The following is a 16,855-nucleotide window of genomic DNA, read 5'->3' as shown; positions in this document are numbered from 1 at the left end:
GATCAACCTCGATCCGCCTGGCGGTGAGTCGGGTGGTGTGTCCTTGGATGGGCGACTGCCCGGCGCTGCTCTGAGAGGGATGCGAATGGCGCGAAGAGTGCTCTGTGTTGCCGGTGTGCTGTACGTCGGGATCGCGATCCTGCTGTTCAAAGGGCCGGAATTCACGATCGAGGACGACGGTGAAGGCGCAGTCCACGTCGACTGCGCCTCGTTGATCACCGTCGGCTGGCCGAGCGACCACTCGTCCCTCGACACCGAGGCCACGAACTCGTGGGCGGATCACGTCAGAACCGATCGGAACATCGGAACTCCTGGGCGACTTGGGATCGCCCGCGACTGTTCGGAGCGGCGGGACACCTACCTGGCATTCGTGGTGATCGCCGCGATCGCGGCGAATCTCGCAACTCTGGTGGCAACCACGATAGGCCGAACCTCTCACCGAAAGGTTCTGGTCAGCGACTGACGGGGCGTATGAGCTGTCGCGTGACGGCCGCCGAGGCAGGCGCTGGTGCCCGTCGGCGAAGGTCTTCTCATCTCAGCTCGCCTCGGGCGGGGACGGCATGCGCCTGCTTGGGGCCGATCGGCCCGAGCGGCAGCCGTCGTCCGGACCCCCGCGCACCGGCTCGAGGCAAGACCGTCCGAGGTCGGACGGCAGGGATGCAGCACGATGGTCACCGCTGTGGCTGGACGCCTGCACGATCGCGACCCCGGGCCAAGGATCCCCGAGTTTGCTCTGTGCCGTGGATTTTCCGGCTCCCGGTTGGCGGGCGAGTACGGCGCAGCGCGGACGTTCGCCTACCTTGCGGGTGGTCTGCTGCGACGGGAGAACCTCCGCGATCCTCCGCGCGATAACGGCTGCCTTCACGTGGGCCATTGCCCATTTGCATCGATCGCCGGGTGGGAGTCTGTGGCCATCGCAGCGTTGCGGCGGACCACAAGGCTAGGGTGAGCGTGGCGACCGTTCAGGGTTGCGAAGGCGCCGAAGCCCTCGATCGTTGATGACAGGGCGACGGTGCCGCGGTGATCCGCAATGCCAATCGGCCGAGCAGACATTGCTGTCGACTTGTTCGTGGCGCCACCCGACCGGACAAGGCCACAGCCGCAGATCGCGTGCCACTTCGAACGGCTGTGGCGGGTTGCCTGAGGCAACGGGTGACGTCAGGGCTCCTGCCATGGTACTTACGCAGCATGGATTCGTCGCCGATGTAATTCCACGCCTTTCGCTGGCAGGTCTGTTCTTCCACGCTAGGAGTGTTGCAGGCAGTCAGACCAGCAGCCAGCAAGACTGATGCCAGCACGGCGCCCATGACGTCGTACATAGGTCGTCCCCGACTTTGACGTACTTCCCGTAACCGCATCGCTGAACATGCGCGAAGCGTTACATCGATCCCGGTGTCTGCCGCGCCACACGCAGAGGTGCTGTCGTCGGACTGTAGCGACAGTGCTGCCGCCTCGGCCTGACCATCCTCAAGACTTATCAGGCCGCCCGCCCTTGATTCGAAGGGTCGTACTCGGGACGAGCTCCCTTTCGGGTGGCGAACTGATATCCCCGCGCGGCAGCCACCAGGCCGGCTCCCCACGTGAGGTACGCCGGGATCGCGACCCAGAAGAAGCTGTCCGGCAGGCCGCTGCCCTCGCCGGCGACGGGCTGGCCTTGCGCTACAGCAACAACCATCTGGACCAGGCCGACGCCGAAGTACGCTGACATACCGAAGCCGATCGTGAAGCCGGGGAGCAATAGCATCCAGCGCGGGAACCACAGGCCGATCGGGTGAACGAGCAGGAACGGTAGGACGGTGCCTGCCAGTACAAAGCCACCTTCGAAGGCGATCAGCGACAGGTGGCCGCCGAATGGCGAGCGGTCGAAGCCGACGACCGCTTGCGCGACAAGCCTCGTCAGGCATCCGGCGAACGCCAGGCTGGCTCCCGCAGCGGAGACCCAGCGCGGCCATGGCTTGGAGGCGGGTTGATGAGCCTTGGCCACTAGGCCGAGAAGTGTGGCGCCGGTGATCGCGCCGACACGACTCAGCATGCCAAGCGGGTCGAAAGGGATGCCGAGTCCTGGGAGGACAGCGGCGACCAGGTCGAGCAGGATGAACGCGGCTGAAAGGACCCAGCCAACCGCCAGTGCCCAGAGGATCCTTGGTCTGATCGTGGTCATGGCCAGGGCGGTCAGAACACAACCAACGACCGAGAGCCAATTCGGGATCAGTAGATCGTCACCGGGCAACTTCCAGACGGGTGCGTGGCCAGTCGCAAACCAGATCCGCTCCACACCGTACGCCGACGCCCACAGCACGACTGCTCGTTTCATGCGGTCAGTATGTCCAAACACACCCGCGCTCGGATCCCCCGTCCGGGGGAGCGCAGGTCAGCAGATCGATCGTTTGTCCTGAGTGTCACAGCGGGTACGTCGCAAAGTCACGCTCTCGCTACAACGGTAAATAGTCTTGTTCAGGGCTGCGCAGGAAGTCACCGAAAACGCGGTGTCGCCCCGCCGAAGCATGATCGTCGTACTTTCCGGCATCGGGCTCGGCGTACATCAAAAGGTCGGAGGCGTACACCGAGCCGGCCGACGCCTTGATGACACGGCGTACGCCCCCCGTTGCCGGTTGTCGACTCGACCCGCGCCGTCGTGCCGCGGGCGAACGCTGAATGAAACATGCCGTTCGGCGGATACGGGGACCTCTGTTGGCCGACGGACAGCATGCGTACGGCCGCACGACCGAGTCGGCGGGACCGGCGAAGTTGCGGATGCGACCTCCAGCGCCGCGGAGGATCGTGGAACCAGTGGCTGGTGACGTCCGCGGGGTCCAGGGCACCTGTGCCTCGCCGCTGCGGACCGGGCAGGTCGAATTCTCAGTTGTAGCGCCCGGAATGTACCTGATGGGTTCATCAGTTCGATATCAGCTTGACTTTGAACGGTGAGATCAAATGCCGCGGCCCAGAACTGTCGTCATCGCACTCCTCGTCGCCTTCGCTGTGTCAGTCGTTCACTATGTGGATAACACCGTGAACTACGGTCATTATCCGCAAGGTGAGACCTTGGGGCTGCCTCCACCACCGCTCGCAGCAGTGGCAGCCAGTTGGTTCGTCTTCACAGCCTTCGGTGTGTTCGGACTGCGTCTCCTGCTTCAAGGTAAGGGAAAGCCGGCGGCATGGCTGCTGGCCGTCTACGCGACCAGCGGACTGATCGGCATCGGTCACTATCTCGTTGAAGGCGCCACCGACATGGTGTGGTGGCGACAAATCCATGTCTGCGCCGACATCATCTGCGGCGTGGTCATCATGGTTCTGGCCGTCCGACTCAGTCGCTGGAGCCCATGCACCCGTCGCGTCCAACCCTGAGGTGCAAGGTCCGTGTCACCAGTTCACCACACGCCAACGAGTCAGGACGTCGGTGGCCTTGCCCGCCAGCCAAACAGCTCTTACGGCGGCCCTCGTCCTGGCATACCGCGGGGTGACTGGATCCCGAGTGCGAGCTGCGGAGCCCTGATATGTTGATGGCCGCCCGTTCATACGCCGAGTACGTCGCGATGTTCGACCTCGAAGAGCTTCCACCCAGCATCCTGGACTGTTCTGCGGGCGGGTCGAGCTTCACAGCAGAGGCCAACCGGCGAGGGGTCAGAACAGTCGAGGCGGTTCCTGCCTATTCAGTACCGGACGGGGATCTGTCCATCGCGCTTCGGAACGCGGCTCAGGAGACACGTCGAATCAACGACGACCACGCCGACGATTTCGTCTGGACATGGTACGGTCCGCCGGCGCGACGGGACTTGTTGCGAGCTGAGGCAGCCGAGGACCTTCTCGTCGACAAGGTCCGGCACCCAGAGCGCTATGTGGCCGCTGCGCTGCCCAACCTGCCGTTCGCGCCGGGACATTTCGACATGGTGCTGTGTTCGCATCTGCTCTTCGCACGGTCGGACCAGTACGGTCTCGACTGGCATGTGGCCGCCGCACGTGAGTTGCTGAGGGTTTGCTCGGGCCAGGTTCGGATCTTCCCCCTACTCGGGCGCGGGACCGGTCGGCCCGTCGAATTCCTAGCCGAATTCCTTTATCGGTTGAACGTGCCGTGGGCGATTCGTGACGTCCCGTACGAGTTGCCACGGGGCGCCAACCAGATGCTTGTCCTCAAGAAGCTGCTATGACCGAGCGCAACCAGTGTTCGTGCGGAAGCCTTGTGAACGATCCTTGGCGGACGCCGGGGGCCTTGCCGCCGCGGAGCGGGGGGCGGGATCGAACAACAGGTCGAGCGCACGCTGCGCAACTTCACCCCGGGTGCGCTGCTCGTGATCGGCGGCCAGGAAGTGCACGCCAATCGCCATGCAGAAGGCGAGCAAGGCGCGGGCCTCGATTTCCTCCGGGTCCGAATAGAAGGCGCCGATCATCTGGCGCAGCAGTGCCATCCGCCGGTTGTCCACTGCGCGCAGTCGCTCGGCGACCACCGCATCGCGCCGCGCCCAGGTGCGGATCGCGAGATCGATCGGCAGCAACCGGCTACTCGAGAACGTAAGCACACCGGCCCGCTGGATCTGACTGCGCGGGTCGCCACCCTCACGCTGGACGCGCGCGATCACCTCGTCGGTGCTCTCGCGCTCCCACACGTCGAGCATCGCGCGCAGCAGGGCGTCACGGTCGTCGAAGAAGCCGTAGAAACCGCCCTTGGTGACGCCGAGCCGCTTCGCGAGCACTTCGACCCGGACGGCGTCCGGGCCGCCCTCGGCCAAGACCAGCAGTCCCTCCTCGATCCACCTGTTGCGGGGCGTACGGGTGGCAGCCACTGCGTCTCACCTCGTCCTGTTGTGTACACGGCCTCACTCACTCGCTACAGTGGCGATGTACGGTACCGTATATTACGAATGGGGCTTTCACCATGAGCGTAGGCGACACCGTCGGCACAGTCGGAGTCGAATGTCTGCCCGCGTCGGTGGGTACCCTCAGCTCCCTGTCTCGGATCGACTACGCCGACCACTTTGTGCTGCCGATCGACGTCGCCGCCTCACCGGTCGAACGGTGGGCCCGGGTGATGTTCGGCGACACACCCGACGCCGTAGAGCTGTTTGTGTGGCGAGGCCTGCTGGGCCTGCGGCTCGACCGGACTGTGTCGTCGGATATCGTGGCCGGCTGGCAGATCCGCGAGCGGGATGACGAATGGATCCGACTCGAGGCCACCTCTTGGTTCCTGGCAGCCAACCTCGTCGTCCAAGTGACCGGTGACAGCGTGGCTCTGGCAACATTTCTACGCTACGACCGCTGGTTGGCGCACCTGATCTGGCCTCCGCTGTCGGCCGTGCATCGCCAGCTCGTGCCCGGCGTTCTACGCAAGGCGGCGTCCCGGATCGCGGCGGGCATGGCCCGTAATGGGGTGTCGAGCCGATGATGAAGACATTGGACCGGCCGATCGCCACGATGCAGGGGTTGTGGCTCAGGGCCACCATCAAGATGGCCCCGCCGGCGGCCGGTCCGACCAGCGGCACGGTCGGAACGTCGATGGTCCGCCCGCCCTTGCGCGTCGTCGTCCTCGGCGATTCCACGGCGGCCGGGTGCGGGGTCGATAACCATGACGAGAGTTTCACCGGGTGGCTCGCCCGTGAGCTGAGCTCCCGCACGCAGCGGCCGGTCCGGTGGCAGGTGGTCGGCCAATTCGGCGCCACCGCGCGCCGGATCCGTTACCGCCTGCTGTCGCAGGTCGGCGAGGAACTCGACGCGGCTGTTCTCCTGGCCGGCGGCAACGACGTCATGGGCGGTCGGCACCCCGAGGAGTGGGCCGCGGACCTGGCAGCCATCGTCGACGACCTCCTGGACCGCTCCGGTCAGGTGATCGTGGCGGGCATCCCGCCGTTCGCACTGTTTCCGTCGGTCCCCCCGACGCTCGGCCGGGTGCTGAGGGCGCGTGCCGAGGCACTCGACGAGGTCTCTCGCGATATCTGTCGGACGCGTTCGTGCGCCACCTGGGTCACGATGACCGAAGCCCCGCAGCGGCATTTCTTCGCAGCGGACCGATTCCATCTCTCGGCGGCCGGCTACCGGCGCTGGGCACAGGTCGTCGCCGACCACATTCCGGTCTGACGCATCGCATTCCGAATGTGGTTCTCCGGACGGCCTGTCGCCGCGGTGACATCACAACTGCTGATCTGGTCACGCTGGCGGTGCCGTCACCAAATCGAGCCCGCGATCACCACGACCGACGCCATGCCGCACAATCAGCTGATCACGAACGTCCGACCTAGGTCTGGGTGGAGATGCGGCACTTTCGCCGGCTTCGGCAACAGGCCAGCGCCGGGCAATTTCGGCCTGTTGATCTCCTCTGGATCGTCCCCTGCAGTCCAGGCGGTCCGATGCACATACCCACGCCGGCCCGGACTGAACATGCGCACCGAATGGCTTGGACAGCGAGATCTGGAGTGATGCCGACGGTTGACCGACCGGCGCATTTCGTCAAGATCAGCAAAACGATGGGCTCAGCCGTGAGGCGACGGATCCTGACGGGGCGCGGGTCTCAGTGGCCACCGCGTGGCTGCCTCGACGGGCGTCGCCAGGCTCACAGAGACCTGCGCCTAGATCAGGATCCTTGCCATCAGCATCGTCTATTTCGCTCCGGTGTTTTGGACCAGATCAAAGGAGGCGTCGCGGCTAATCCGGTGCGACACAGACACGACCTCCGACGGCCTGATCGGCTAGGTTCGTCGGGCAACGAAGCCAGCCGATCGGCAGCTTCGCCAAACTCCCGAGCGCATCCTGCTCGAGCGCGGCTCGGAGCACCGCGGTCGCCCGGCGGGCTTGGTGCAGTCCGCGGACGTGGAGCTTTCGATCCACTGCGGCGGTAGCGCCGTCGGTGTCCGAGTCGCGCGGGCGGGGAGACGTGCGAGACCTGAACGCGAACCCTGTACTGCGTGACTGGCGATCTCGCTGATGCCGTCATGGGGCGGCGGAGTTGAGATAGGGGTGTGAACATCCGAGTGCCTAGAGAGAGCTCGATGGAATACGAGGTCCCTGATTCGGCGCGGCGCAAGGTCGTTCGCGGGTGGTGGCCGGAGGTCATTGATCCGGCAGAGTTGAACGTTCCGGTGGCGAGGCGGCGGGTCCAGCCTGCTGAATTCATGGACGATCTGGATCGAGCCTGGGTGACTCGGTATTTGAAAACGCTGGACGACCTGGTCGCCGAAGCCCGGGAGCCAGAGGGCGAGACGGTGCGACGTGCTGAGGACGTCCTGCACTGAGCCTCTCGGGGGACAGGACGCCGGTGACTCTGAAGTGACCCGTGGAAGCGTCCGGCGGCGGGCGGACAGTGAGGTGCCGGATGTCGGCGACGGGTTGTGGGAGCGCGTGCGTGACGCCGTCTTGGCAGAGTCGGGCGCGGACAGATCCTTGTGGAACGGGGTACTCATGTACACCGACCCAGGGACCGCATGTTTTGGGGAGGTGCGGCGTGACGGTTCCGTGGCTCTTCATCGGGACCTCGTTGTCCAGCCGCTGCAGCAGATGTACGCAAGCCCGGAACGAATCGCGACCCTCCATCAGTGGGTCCAGCGTCGTGCTGCTTTGGTCACGGCCGTGCACGAGTTCACGCACCTAGCCGTTCCAGCTGGCACCGACCCTGCCCGCGGCGCGGTCAGCATCTGGCACGTGAAGATCGCGGAAGCTGTCGCTGAAGCATGGGCCCACGCGTGCCTCGACCGCATCGCCGCCCGCGCGTTGCCGCCGCACCTGGCCGCCGGGATCAAGGACGTTGCCTGTGCGCATCAATATCCGGACTAGGAGCCTGCTGCGCGCACCTTCGCGGATCAGATCGCGGCCGAGATCCGAGCGCGCCATCAGAGGGCCGAGACCGGAGTAGATGGTGACGAGGTACTGCGGCGGATGGCGAAGGAGTTCGGTGTGACGACTGGGCGTGCGTCGGCTGACCTCCTGTTCGATCGCTCGGGTCTCCCTTCACTCGTACCCCCTGACCGTGAGGAGTCTGTGCGTCGGAGGATCGCGAGCGCAATCAACGGCGGCTTCCAGGACCTTCCCTCGGGTGAGGAGCGACGCCAGAACCGTCGCGCGACTGCCAGAAGCTCCGGCGTGAGGATCGCCGCGGCGGCGGCCGAGGTCGTCCGTGCGGCCGAAGGTCGGTTTCGAGATACGCTTGCTGTTGATCGTCCGTCGGGTCGAGATGCGTTGCCAAGCGAGCCTCGGCGAGATCGCCCCGGTTCGGCGGACCAGCCTCTCACGGCGCTGCGGGCCGCGTTGAACCAGCAGGCGCCTGCTGCGGGTGCGATCCGCCCGCGGCAATCGACAGTGATTTCGGTGCCGGTCCGTCCAGTCGAAACCGGCCGAGCGTTCCAAGGGATAGTGGGTCTTCCGGGCCGAGACCGCGGCTGAGGTCAGGTTCCGCGGGGTAGTCCGAGCTACGCAAATGTTCGGAAGGATCGGCCCGTGTACGCGAGCCGAGCGGATCGAGATCACCCTGAACACGCTGCTCGTGTCCGGTGCCTGCTGGTTCTCGGCCTGGTGATTCGGGACCGTGCCTCACGACGACGTCGTGCGCGCGGCCGACTGGGTCGGCCGCATCTGGCGCGCCGAGGGGCGGTGGACCCGCCGAAGTGATCGCCGACTCCGGCCGAATACCTGCGTGGGGGCCCAGGCGAACACCAAGTACTGGAGGCCGACGTCTGTGCGAGGGTGACGAGCCTGCGGGTCGAGATGGCCAACGCCTCCTCGAAGGTCGACGCTCTACGACTGGCGATGTCGCCGATGCCCTGACGGGGCGACGGCGATGGGATGGGATTGTGAACAATCGAATTCGCGATCCCGGACGCTCGCGCTCGGGATGCCCCGGTGCAGCCGGCCGTTGCGTCCTCTGCCGATTGCAGCGCCGAGATCCTGCCGATGTGTGTGGTGTGACGGCGCGGATGGAGCGCTCGGCGGATCATGTGGCGTTTGCATCGCGACAGAAGGTCGCTCGTGAGTCGTGGTGGAAGTTCATCGAGCCAGAGGAGTTGGACCGTGCGGTGGCTCGGCTGGGTGCTCAGGCGGCAATGCTCACGGACGCCGCAGGTCTGGCATGACCGATGGAAGCGTCCAGCGGCGGGCGAGTAGCGAGGTGCCGGATGTCGGGGATGGGCTGTGGGAGCGTGTGCGTGATGCGGTGATGGCTGAGTCCGGTGCGGACAGGTGCTTGTGGAACGGGGTCCTCGACTACGTCGACCAGGGAGTTGAGCTTGCTGGCGCAGTAGAACGCGATGGTTCCGTGCGTCTCCACCGTGACTTCGTTGTCGAGCCCCTGCAGGAGATGTACGCACGCCAGGAAACAATGGCCTCGGCCGATCGGTGGATAGAGCGTCGCGCTGCCTTGACGACGGTCGTGCACGAGTTCACCCATCTTGCAGTTCCTTGGCAGCATGACGGCCGTGCCGGGGTGGGCAACATGTTGTATTGGCCGCTCGGCGCCGAACTCGGCGCCGATGGCGATGAAGTGCTATGTCGGATGGCGAAGGAATCGAGTCGGAGCATGGCGCGCGCGGCAGCTGCCCTGCTGTTCGAACACTCCGCCCTCCCCGTGCTTGTACCGGTTGACCAACAGGAGGTGGTGCGTCAGGACATCGCGGCCGCAATCGACTGGGGTTTTCAGGATCTGCTGTCCTTGAGCGGCTCCGCATATGTCACAAGTCGTCGCGCGATTGCGAGCGGATCCGGTCTGGAGATCGCCGATGCGGCTGTCGAGGTCGTTCGCGCGGTGGAAGGCCGGTTTTCGGGATGGCCTCGTCATTGATCGTTCGACGGTCGAAATGCAGCGCCCAGCAGGCCATGAACATCACGGACTGCAGTTGTCGCGCTTGTCGGCGTGCAGCAGGCGGCCTCTCGGCGCAGCCGGACGGCGCAAGAATGCGTCTGTCACGCGCTCGGTCAGGGGCGAGAGCCGGGCGATGGCCAGCAGCTTCGACTCGAAGGAACTTGCCGTCCGGCTCTGGCGATTCTGCGGATGCGAGTTCTTGGTTCCGCGTCGGAGACTACTTAGCCGTCAGCTGCGACGACGGCAGGCCGGAGCGACAACTCACACAGCGCACCTAAGCGGCTCGTGGGTACGTGACGGCGCTGCGTCGGACAGTGGTCGGAACTATCCGTCATCGCGTTTGGCTGTCGGCTCCAGACAAAGGAGTCGTCCGCGGACATGCGAGTAAGACCAGTACCTGCCCCGAGAAGATGCGAGGTCCTCGGGTAGGTCCACCTTCGACGAATGCGAGAAGACGAATGCGCTGGATGCCGGCGACCGCGGTGTGCACTGCTCTCCTGTTGGCGGCGACGGGCTGTGACGCCGATCAGGAGGGCACCGGAGACCGCGCGGCGGCCGTGGCCCCATCCCCATCCCCATCGCCTCGGCCGAGGCTGGCCCCCGCGATCAGCACTCGCGGAGCGGCGGAGGTGCTGAAGCGCTATCTTCCGGCGATCCGCCAGGCGAACGCACAACTGGACCCCGCACGTGCCGCGAACGTCGAGACGGGATCAGCTCTGAAGATCCACAGCGCGCAGTACCGGGTGTTCCGGAGAAACGACTTGAACTATCCGCCGGTCAAGTATGTCGGAGCGCTGGGTGCGGCCCCGCTGCTCGCCGGCTATCCGAGGTGGTTCTTCACAGCTGCGACGGATCGCGGCTCGGCGCCCGCGACTCGGGATTTCCTGCTCTTCGTCCAAGAGCGTAGCGGTGCGCCGTGGCGGGTGACCTACGCGCCGTTCTCGAGCAAGACCAACGGTGCGCTGGCGACCGGCGTCGATGTTGCAGATTTCCCGGCGGTCGTGGACGCAGGCGATTCCGGACTGGCGACCCCGCCGGGCAAAATCGCCGCGGTCTTGGCGAGCGCTGCGACCGTGGGAAGTAAGAGCCCGTACGCCAAACAGTTCACGCAGGATGAGGCCTTCCAATCGGTGCTCCGGAAAGTCGCCGATAATCGGAGTGCCTACACGAGCAACGGCTGGGCCGGGACGAGCCGAGCCGTGGACGCCAGGACCCCGGTATATGCCCTGCGGACGAAATCCGGCGGCGCACTCGTCTGGTTCGGGCTCGACCTGCAGCACTCCTATCGCAATAAGGGCGACATCACGATGGTCTGGGATACCCATGGTGCCGGCGACATTCATCACGGATTCGGGTTGGCGTCAGAGATGAGGTCGTCGATCACGCGGCAGGAGCGCTTCGAACTGGTCGCCTACATTCCCCCGAAAGGCAAGGGCACGATTCGCCTGCTCGGGACTCGTTGGTTCCCGCTGTCGGTCCGCGGCAGCTGACCTCCGACGTGATCCGAGTAGGGCGTTGCCGGTTCTGCAGCACGCGCGCTGCGGCACCAGATCGGCTGCGCTGTCACGCCTGGTGGTCCTGCCGATGCGAGTAGGAGGTATGTCCTGAAGGGTGGGCTGAAGAACATCATTGGCCGGCGGTGCATCGATCGGGAGGTTGTCGCGGATGGTTGATTCAGTATGGAAGCGGAAGTTGGCAGCGGCTATGGCCGCCGTGGCAATGGCGGCGACGGGCATGTCGGCGCTGTCCCCAGTGACCGAGGCTCGGGCGGGTGCTGTCCATGTGCAGAGCGTGCCTGAGGGGTCCCTCATCGAGAACAAAGAGAGCAATATGGAACTGGTTCCGTTCGGTGCGGAGAACGGCGCACCAGTAAAGCAATCCATCTACAATCCGACAACCCATGATCCGTCCTTTTCCTGGAGCTTCGTGAAGAAGGTCGATGCGCCCGGCGAGGACAGCGACCGCTACTGGCTTGTCAATCCGTGGAGCGGAAGGTGTGCCGGTGTCAGCGGTGGTGCTTTGTACGACGGAGCTCCGGTGATTCTGTGGGATTGTAATCAGGATGCCTGGGTCAACTATTGGTTCATCCGGGTTGACTGGTACGAGAACGGCCTTCCCGTGTACCGGATGGTGAATGTCTGGAGCGGCAAATGCCTGGCCATTCCCGACGGCAGCGGGCAGATCGTGCAGGCGATTCAGTGGAGCTGCGCCAACGACCCGGACCAGCAGTGGTGGCTGACCTGATGCCTTGAACCGCTCCTACCTGGTTTTATCCTGACTCGACCACTCGGCTGATCACGCTACCTTGAGCAGACGCGCTGTCTGTGGTCATCCCGGCTCTTAGCTGAGGTGCGGGACATGACCGGGCAGAGGATCATGCCGCCGTCACGGTGCCCACAGATGCAAGGATCGCCTGCGTCACACGCTGGCGGCATCGGGCATTGCACCGCGGTTCCTGCCACCGAGCCGCGAGATCTGCCGGGAAAGGTCCCGCGGGCAAACGGGTGCTGACGAGAACCTGCAGGTTCGCACATGTTCGCGATCGAGGCGATTCCGGTGGTGGGCCATCCCGGGGCGTACCACTATGCCTAGTACGGCCTGTGAGCCAGGGGCGTCCGATAGGTACCGGCGCTCGCGCGTTTCCACGCGGGGGCTGATCGGTGAAACGTCTTTCGGGCGGAGTGAGCGAAGGCGATCCAGGCATAGTGGATCGGGGCGAACACCCCGGCTGTCCTCGCCTGCTCCACTGCTGTCGCGCCGGGCAGTGGTTCAGGTTCACCCTGGAGCCCACTTGGCGATCAGCTGCTCGTTCCGGACGACCTCGACCCGGGCGTCGAACAAGACCAGGTCGGAGGCATCCAACAACGCGCGGACCTGGCGTCCGATCAGCCGGGTGGGCACCGAGTAGCGGTTGATTCGCACGGTGACCAGTCTCGAACCGCTCGATCGGCAGCGGCGCCAGCGGCGGCTGCTCGATTGCGAGATTCTCACCGATCGTCCGAGAGCGGGTGCGGATCCGGCGGATCTCGTCCGCGCATACCACCCGTCAATCATCGCGTTCAGCCCGGAAGCGATTGGACCTCGGGACCGGGACCAGGTGATTGCGACGGAACCAGCCGATCTAGCCCTCGCCACCACCCCTCTCGTGCGCGCCGGACAGGCAATAGAACGCCTCCAGGCGATAGCGCGGGCGGGAATGCGGTCCACGGTCGGTCTGATCCGCTGCCGGGAGAATCCGAGCACCTGCGCGACCGCGGCCCTCGGGTTGTCGTAGCGGACCTTGCCAGTCGGAACCCCGCCCAACACACCCAAGCGTGCATGTGACCCTCGAGGAAGGCCTCCTGGCCGCCGGAGGCGAACACCCGGTGCACCTCTTGACGGAGTACGACAACCGAACGAGAACATGTCGCAGCTTTCCAGCTCGCGACGAATCCGGACCGCGACCTCGCCGAAGTCCATTTCGGCCTCCGAGCCCGGCGCGTGGGCCTGCGGCACGAACGCGTTCACGATGCCCCGACCAGCCTCGACCCCGATCTTGTCACGCCGAGCGGCGGCGACGTCCACGCACATCAGACAAAAGATGCGCGCCACTTTGTTCGTCCAGCAGCCAGGCCAAGATCCGTTTCGCGGTCTGCCGCTGCTTGCGCGGTGCAACCAAGTCCGAGCGCAGCCACTCGTCGATCACCCGGCTGCAACTCGTCCAGCCGGCTACGCCGCGGGCGGCAGCGGCCTGCGCTCCGGCGGCCAAGCAGAGTCCAGAGCTGCGCGTACCGTCCGAAAACCGACTCGGTTCCCGCGCTGCAGCTCGCGGTTCCACACGGCAGCCCGCGCGTCACGACGGATCGCCGCATACGGCTCGACCCTTCGCCGCCGACACCACCGGCGACATCGGATCGCCTCCAACCACATCACGCCACCGATCCTGCCACCATCTCGGCCCGAAACGGGTGTCAGAGCTCATCGACATCCTCTTCGCCGGGGCATCGGACGACGTCGGAGTTGGCAGACGGTGTCGCCGCGCGGACCGAACCTCACCTCACCCGTGGATCGTGCTTCGCGCCCGTCCGTGCCGGCGAACGACGCGGTGCCTCACCGTTCCGGACAGCTGCGTCGTCCGCGGGCTCCTCGGTGCCGCTCTCGGCGCCTAGGGCGGGCGCGACGGCGGCGAGGTGGGCTGGCGCTTGCGCGGCAGCGAGCCTCACCGATGTCAGCTCCGGAGCGGTCGGCGCGGTCTCTTCGGCGTAGGTCTGATCCAGTTCGGCGCGCCCGATGACGTACGGCCGATCGAGGTCTATTGAGCCGTCGGGCCGGACGGTGCAGGCGAACCTGCAGTCGCCGGCGCCGTACTGGGTTCAACCCATGGTGCGTTGATCCAGACCGGGCCGCCGGTCGTGTTCGATAGCCAAGATCCGGCCCTTCGCTTGAAACACCCCCGGCTCGCTCGTCGTGTCATGGCGTGCCTCGAACTCTTTGGGGTCGATGGCGTACCGCTCGCCGCCGGGGTTCTCCACCATCCAGTGCCCCGCCGGGGCGACCCGGTCAGTCTCCCGCGTCCCATCAGCCAGCACCGCGGTCAGGGGCGTGTCCTGGGTGAGCAACCACGCCTTCACCCTGGCCGTCTTCCGATAATCCCTCGCCTCGCTCGATCTGAATCGAGCGGAATACTCGGGCGACGTCAGGTCCACGTAGGTGTGGTTGCGGTGGTCCGGCTCAGTCATGTTCCTGCCTTGGAGGGTCGAAATCGTCATCAAGTCGTCGCAGCCCAGAGGGGCCCTTCATATCCATCCCGGTCAGCTCCGCCAATGACCCCAGTACCGCAGCACGACGGCCCCACAGCCACAGGTCACAGCCACGACCGCATCCACCCCGATGCCCACCGGTGCCGGTTCTCACCACCAGCCTCCCGTACAACCAAGTGGTGTCAGAACTCACGAGCAAACCGTGTCGAAACTTGCCAACATCACAACGATGGATGCTTGCCGAAGGATGGCTTCGCAGCGAGGCTCCAGCGGGCGAGAGTGCTGCCAACAGTTGCGCGTTCTGTTTGCCCAGACAGGGTGTCGCCGACGAGATCGGCACCCGCTAGCAGGAGCCCGAGGCTGCGAAGAGCCCGGACGATCCCCCATAGGACAACCAGGCGGACGCGGGAATGCAGGTCCGTGAGGGTAACGAGGACGCTGCGTCCGTTCAACGGACGACATAGCGCCGGGTCGCTGTGAGGTACGAACGGAACATCGCGGTAATCAGACCGATCGCGACCAGGCCGACCGCTCCGTGGTACCAATGCCAGCCGAGGCCGAGACCGATGAACCCGTCGATCACGACGATCGCCGCGCCCGCTCCGACGGACAATGTCAACAGCACCAAGGCCGGCAGCATCAGCCTCCTCGGTGCCTTCAGTCCTACCTCCATCGCACTGACCACACAGAGGCCTGCACCGATCGTCGCGGTCGCGGCGGCGAGCCACTGTGTCGTCACAGTACTCAGGACAAAGCTGTGCCCTTCGGCCGGCGGCCCACTCGGAAACCCCGGCCGCGACCGCATCGCGAACACAGCCTTCCCGACGGCATACCCCAGGAGCAACACCGCCATCAGGTAGGCCGGCCACCGTCGGTGCCGGGTGGACTCCGTCATGTCGCTCCGCTCCATGGATAAGGTGCGCCGCAAGCATGGGACCCCTCGACTTGCATCGCGGTGGAGGACGCGCCAACTTCCCACCGGGCCGTTGTAGAGGCGCTCGAGGCGCTCGGCAGGGCTCGACTTCGATGTCACTGGGTGTCCTCTGTAGATCGCCGTCGCGCGCGCGCCCATTCGCGTTCAATCTGCCGCATGAGCGCCGGGTAGATGACGAGATAACGGAACGGCTTGATGAGCGCCATGTACGCCTTGCCCCAGCATCCGTTGGTCTTGACCAGAACGGCCATTTGGCCTCGGTACGCGCCGTTGCCGTCGTCGATCCATCCCAAATGCAGGACGCCGTGCATCGTGCGATTGGCGATCTCCGCGGCGTATTCGTTGCGGGTCTGGTACAGGACCGCGAAGGGGCTGTTCGGCGTGATAGGCCCGGCCGTTTCGTCGCGCAGATCGACGGCGACGCGGTCACACAGGGACAGCACCCGGGATCCGGTCCCTTCGTCCGGACCGTCCCATCCCAGCCAGGCGCCCAGCTTCCACCGAAACGCCCAGATGAACTTGACCACTATGGAGGACTCATCGGTCCGGCGGGCGTTTGCCATCCCCGCGATCAGGAGCCCGAGATCGTCCGGCCCACCCCGCACGGGTAGGGCCCACACGTCTTCGATGTCGAAGTCATGAGCGATCTCATGGATTCGCCACGGCCGCGAAATGTGCTCACCGTGTGCGACCCTCAACACAGGAGGCTGATGTATCACGCCATTTACGTTGTGCGTTTCGGCGCCGCCGCCGCATCAGCGAACTCACCGGTCTTCAGGCTCGAGGATCGCGCGGACCGTCTTTGCGACCAGGGGTTGCAGGTCGCTGGGATCGAGGTCTTGCTGGAGGCGCTGCCGGACCACCGTGTAGGGCACGCCGAAAGCAGCCAGGCCAACCCGATCCAATGCAGAGCGGTCGGGGTCTGCGCCGTAGAGCTCTTGGGCGAGCTGCATCGAGAGCTGCTCGACCGGGCGGTTGAGGACTTCGAGCGCTGACCTGGTGTCGGATGGCAGATTCGGGTCGGCTCGGAGCTCAGCTCTGTTGGCCATGGCAAGCAGCCGGGCATTGTCAGGGTGCTTGCTGGCGTAGTCGATGGTGGCGGCAGCGACGGCGAGTGCACGGTCCATGCCGGGGGGAGCGTCGGAAGCGGCATTCAGGAGGAACGAATGGAAATGGCCGATAGTCCGAATCCAGAGCTCCGCGACCATCGCATCGCGGGAAGGGAAGCGATGGTAGACCGATCCGATCGGAGCACCACTGCGATCACTGACGGCAGCGGTCGTGACGGCTCGATGGCCGCCTTCCAACAGGAGTTGCCGGACCGTTGCGAGGATCTTCTCGTCCGAGTGAGTGCGTGGTCTCGCCATGCTGCCACCGTAGTCGTTGGTACCCGGTCACGGTCACCAG

General features: G+C 65.4%; 19 protein-coding genes. 10 read left to right on the top strand and 9 right to left on the bottom strand.

The window, feature by feature from the left end:
- Positions 1 to 85 precede the first annotated feature (85 nt).
- Complete coding sequence (locus ABZX12_RS26310; protein ID WP_355697267.1) at positions 86 to 463, top strand: hypothetical protein; 378 nt, start codon at positions 86 to 88, stop codon at positions 461 to 463.
- 1,014 nt (positions 464 to 1,477) lie between these two features.
- On the opposite strand, the gene ABZX12_RS26305 is transcribed toward ABZX12_RS26310, so the two are convergent.
- A complete protein-coding gene (locus ABZX12_RS26305; protein WP_355697265.1) occupies positions 1,478 to 2,314 on the bottom strand; it encodes a hypothetical protein in 837 nt (278 codons plus the stop codon).
- A 698-nt stretch (positions 2,315 to 3,012) separates the two neighbouring features.
- Between ABZX12_RS26305 and ABZX12_RS26300 the strand changes: the two genes are divergently transcribed.
- Both ABZX12_RS26300 and ABZX12_RS26295 read left to right on the top strand, forming a co-directional pair.
- Positions 3,013 to 3,348 (top strand): hypothetical protein, encoded by a 336-nt coding sequence (locus ABZX12_RS26300; protein WP_355697264.1) that lies wholly within the window; start codon positions 3,013 to 3,015, stop codon positions 3,346 to 3,348.
- Positions 3,349 to 3,497: 149 nt separating this feature from the next.
- The gene (locus tag ABZX12_RS26295) at positions 3,498 to 4,148 is read left to right on the top strand and encodes a hypothetical protein (protein WP_355697262.1); all 651 of its coding nucleotides are present in this window, start codon (positions 3,498 to 3,500) and stop codon (positions 4,146 to 4,148) included.
- On the opposite strand, the gene ABZX12_RS26290 is transcribed toward ABZX12_RS26295, so the two are convergent.
- Positions 4,143 to 4,781, bottom strand: a complete 639-nt coding sequence (locus ABZX12_RS26290) for a TetR/AcrR family transcriptional regulator (RefSeq protein ID WP_355697260.1) — start codon at positions 4,779 to 4,781, stop codon at positions 4,143 to 4,145. The genes ABZX12_RS26295 and ABZX12_RS26290 overlap by 6 nt on opposite strands.
- A 92-nt stretch (positions 4,782 to 4,873) precedes the next feature.
- Here ABZX12_RS26290 and ABZX12_RS26285 point away from each other — a divergent pair, with 92 nt between their 5' ends.
- The 4 genes from ABZX12_RS26285 to ABZX12_RS26270 all read left to right on the top strand — a co-directional run bounded on the left by ABZX12_RS26285 (position 4,874) and on the right by ABZX12_RS26270 (position 7,758).
- Positions 4,874 to 5,380 (top strand): hypothetical protein, encoded by a 507-nt coding sequence (locus ABZX12_RS26285; protein ID WP_355697258.1) that lies wholly within the window; start codon positions 4,874 to 4,876, stop codon positions 5,378 to 5,380.
- Positions 5,377 to 6,069 (top strand): SGNH/GDSL hydrolase family protein, encoded by a 693-nt coding sequence (locus tag ABZX12_RS26280; RefSeq protein WP_355697256.1) that lies wholly within the window; start codon positions 5,377 to 5,379, stop codon positions 6,067 to 6,069. The genes ABZX12_RS26285 and ABZX12_RS26280 overlap by 4 nt, the downstream gene beginning before the upstream one ends.
- Positions 6,070 to 6,977: 908 nt before the next feature.
- Entirely contained in the window at positions 6,978 to 7,220 is a 243-nt protein-coding gene (locus ABZX12_RS26275; RefSeq protein WP_355697255.1) for a hypothetical protein, read from the top strand.
- A gap of 334 nt (positions 7,221 to 7,554) precedes the next feature.
- On the top strand, positions 7,555 to 7,758 hold the full coding sequence (locus tag ABZX12_RS26270; RefSeq protein WP_355697253.1) for a hypothetical protein: 204 nt from the start codon (positions 7,555 to 7,557) through the stop codon (positions 7,756 to 7,758).
- Between the two features lie 1,252 nt (positions 7,759 to 9,010).
- Here the strand turns inward: ABZX12_RS26270 and ABZX12_RS26265 are convergent.
- Positions 9,011 to 9,364, bottom strand: coding sequence for a hypothetical protein (locus tag ABZX12_RS26265; RefSeq protein ID WP_355697252.1), 354 nt, complete (start codon positions 9,362 to 9,364; stop codon positions 9,011 to 9,013).
- Between ABZX12_RS26265 and ABZX12_RS26260 the strand changes: the two genes are divergently transcribed.
- The 3 genes from ABZX12_RS26260 (at position 9,347) to ABZX12_RS26250 (ending at position 12,019) form a co-directional block, all read left to right on the top strand.
- Positions 9,347 to 9,754 carry a hypothetical protein gene (locus ABZX12_RS26260; RefSeq protein ID WP_355697250.1) on the top strand — a complete coding sequence of 136 codons (408 nt, stop codon included), beginning with the start codon at positions 9,347 to 9,349 and terminating at the stop codon, positions 9,752 to 9,754. The two genes, ABZX12_RS26265 and ABZX12_RS26260, sit on opposite strands and share 18 nt — an antisense overlap.
- Positions 9,755 to 10,404: 650 nt before the next feature.
- Positions 10,405 to 11,265, top strand: a complete 861-nt coding sequence (locus ABZX12_RS26255) for a hypothetical protein (protein WP_355697248.1) — start codon at positions 10,405 to 10,407, stop codon at positions 11,263 to 11,265.
- 214 nt (positions 11,266 to 11,479) lie between these two features.
- Positions 11,480 to 12,019, top strand: a complete 540-nt coding sequence (locus tag ABZX12_RS26250; RefSeq protein ID WP_355697246.1) for an RICIN domain-containing protein — start codon at positions 11,480 to 11,482, stop codon at positions 12,017 to 12,019.
- A gap of 531 nt (positions 12,020 to 12,550) precedes the next feature.
- On the opposite strand, the gene ABZX12_RS26245 is transcribed toward ABZX12_RS26250, so the two are convergent.
- The 6 genes from ABZX12_RS26245 to ABZX12_RS26220 form a co-directional block, all read right to left on the bottom strand.
- Positions 12,551 to 12,697, bottom strand: coding sequence for a hypothetical protein (locus ABZX12_RS26245; protein ID WP_355697245.1), 147 nt, complete (start codon positions 12,695 to 12,697; stop codon positions 12,551 to 12,553).
- A 616-nt stretch (positions 12,698 to 13,313) separates the two neighbouring features.
- Entirely contained in the window at positions 13,314 to 13,460 is a 147-nt protein-coding gene (locus ABZX12_RS26240) for a hypothetical protein (protein WP_355697243.1), read from the bottom strand.
- A 667-nt stretch (positions 13,461 to 14,127) separates the two neighbouring features.
- Positions 14,128 to 14,493, bottom strand: a complete 366-nt coding sequence (locus tag ABZX12_RS26235; protein WP_355697242.1) for a hypothetical protein — start codon at positions 14,491 to 14,493, stop codon at positions 14,128 to 14,130.
- Positions 14,494 to 14,962: 469 nt separating this feature from the next.
- Positions 14,963 to 15,409, bottom strand: a complete 447-nt coding sequence (locus ABZX12_RS26230) for a hypothetical protein (RefSeq protein WP_355697240.1) — start codon at positions 15,407 to 15,409, stop codon at positions 14,963 to 14,965.
- A 134-nt stretch (positions 15,410 to 15,543) separates the two neighbouring features.
- Positions 15,544 to 16,146 (bottom strand): DUF2867 domain-containing protein, encoded by a 603-nt coding sequence (locus ABZX12_RS26225; RefSeq protein WP_355697239.1) that lies wholly within the window; start codon positions 16,144 to 16,146, stop codon positions 15,544 to 15,546.
- A gap of 66 nt (positions 16,147 to 16,212) precedes the next feature.
- The gene (locus ABZX12_RS26220; RefSeq protein ID WP_355697237.1) at positions 16,213 to 16,815 is read right to left on the bottom strand and encodes a TetR/AcrR family transcriptional regulator; all 603 of its coding nucleotides are present in this window, start codon (positions 16,813 to 16,815) and stop codon (positions 16,213 to 16,215) included.
- Between the last annotated feature and the right edge of the window lie 40 nt (positions 16,816 to 16,855).

This window comes from Kribbella sp. NPDC003505 (genome assembly GCF_040610875.1).
GTDB lineage: Bacteria > Actinomycetota > Actinomycetes > Propionibacteriales > Kribbellaceae > Kribbella.
Note: the sequence above shows the minus strand (reverse complement) of the source record. Positions and strands in the feature narration are given on the sequence as shown.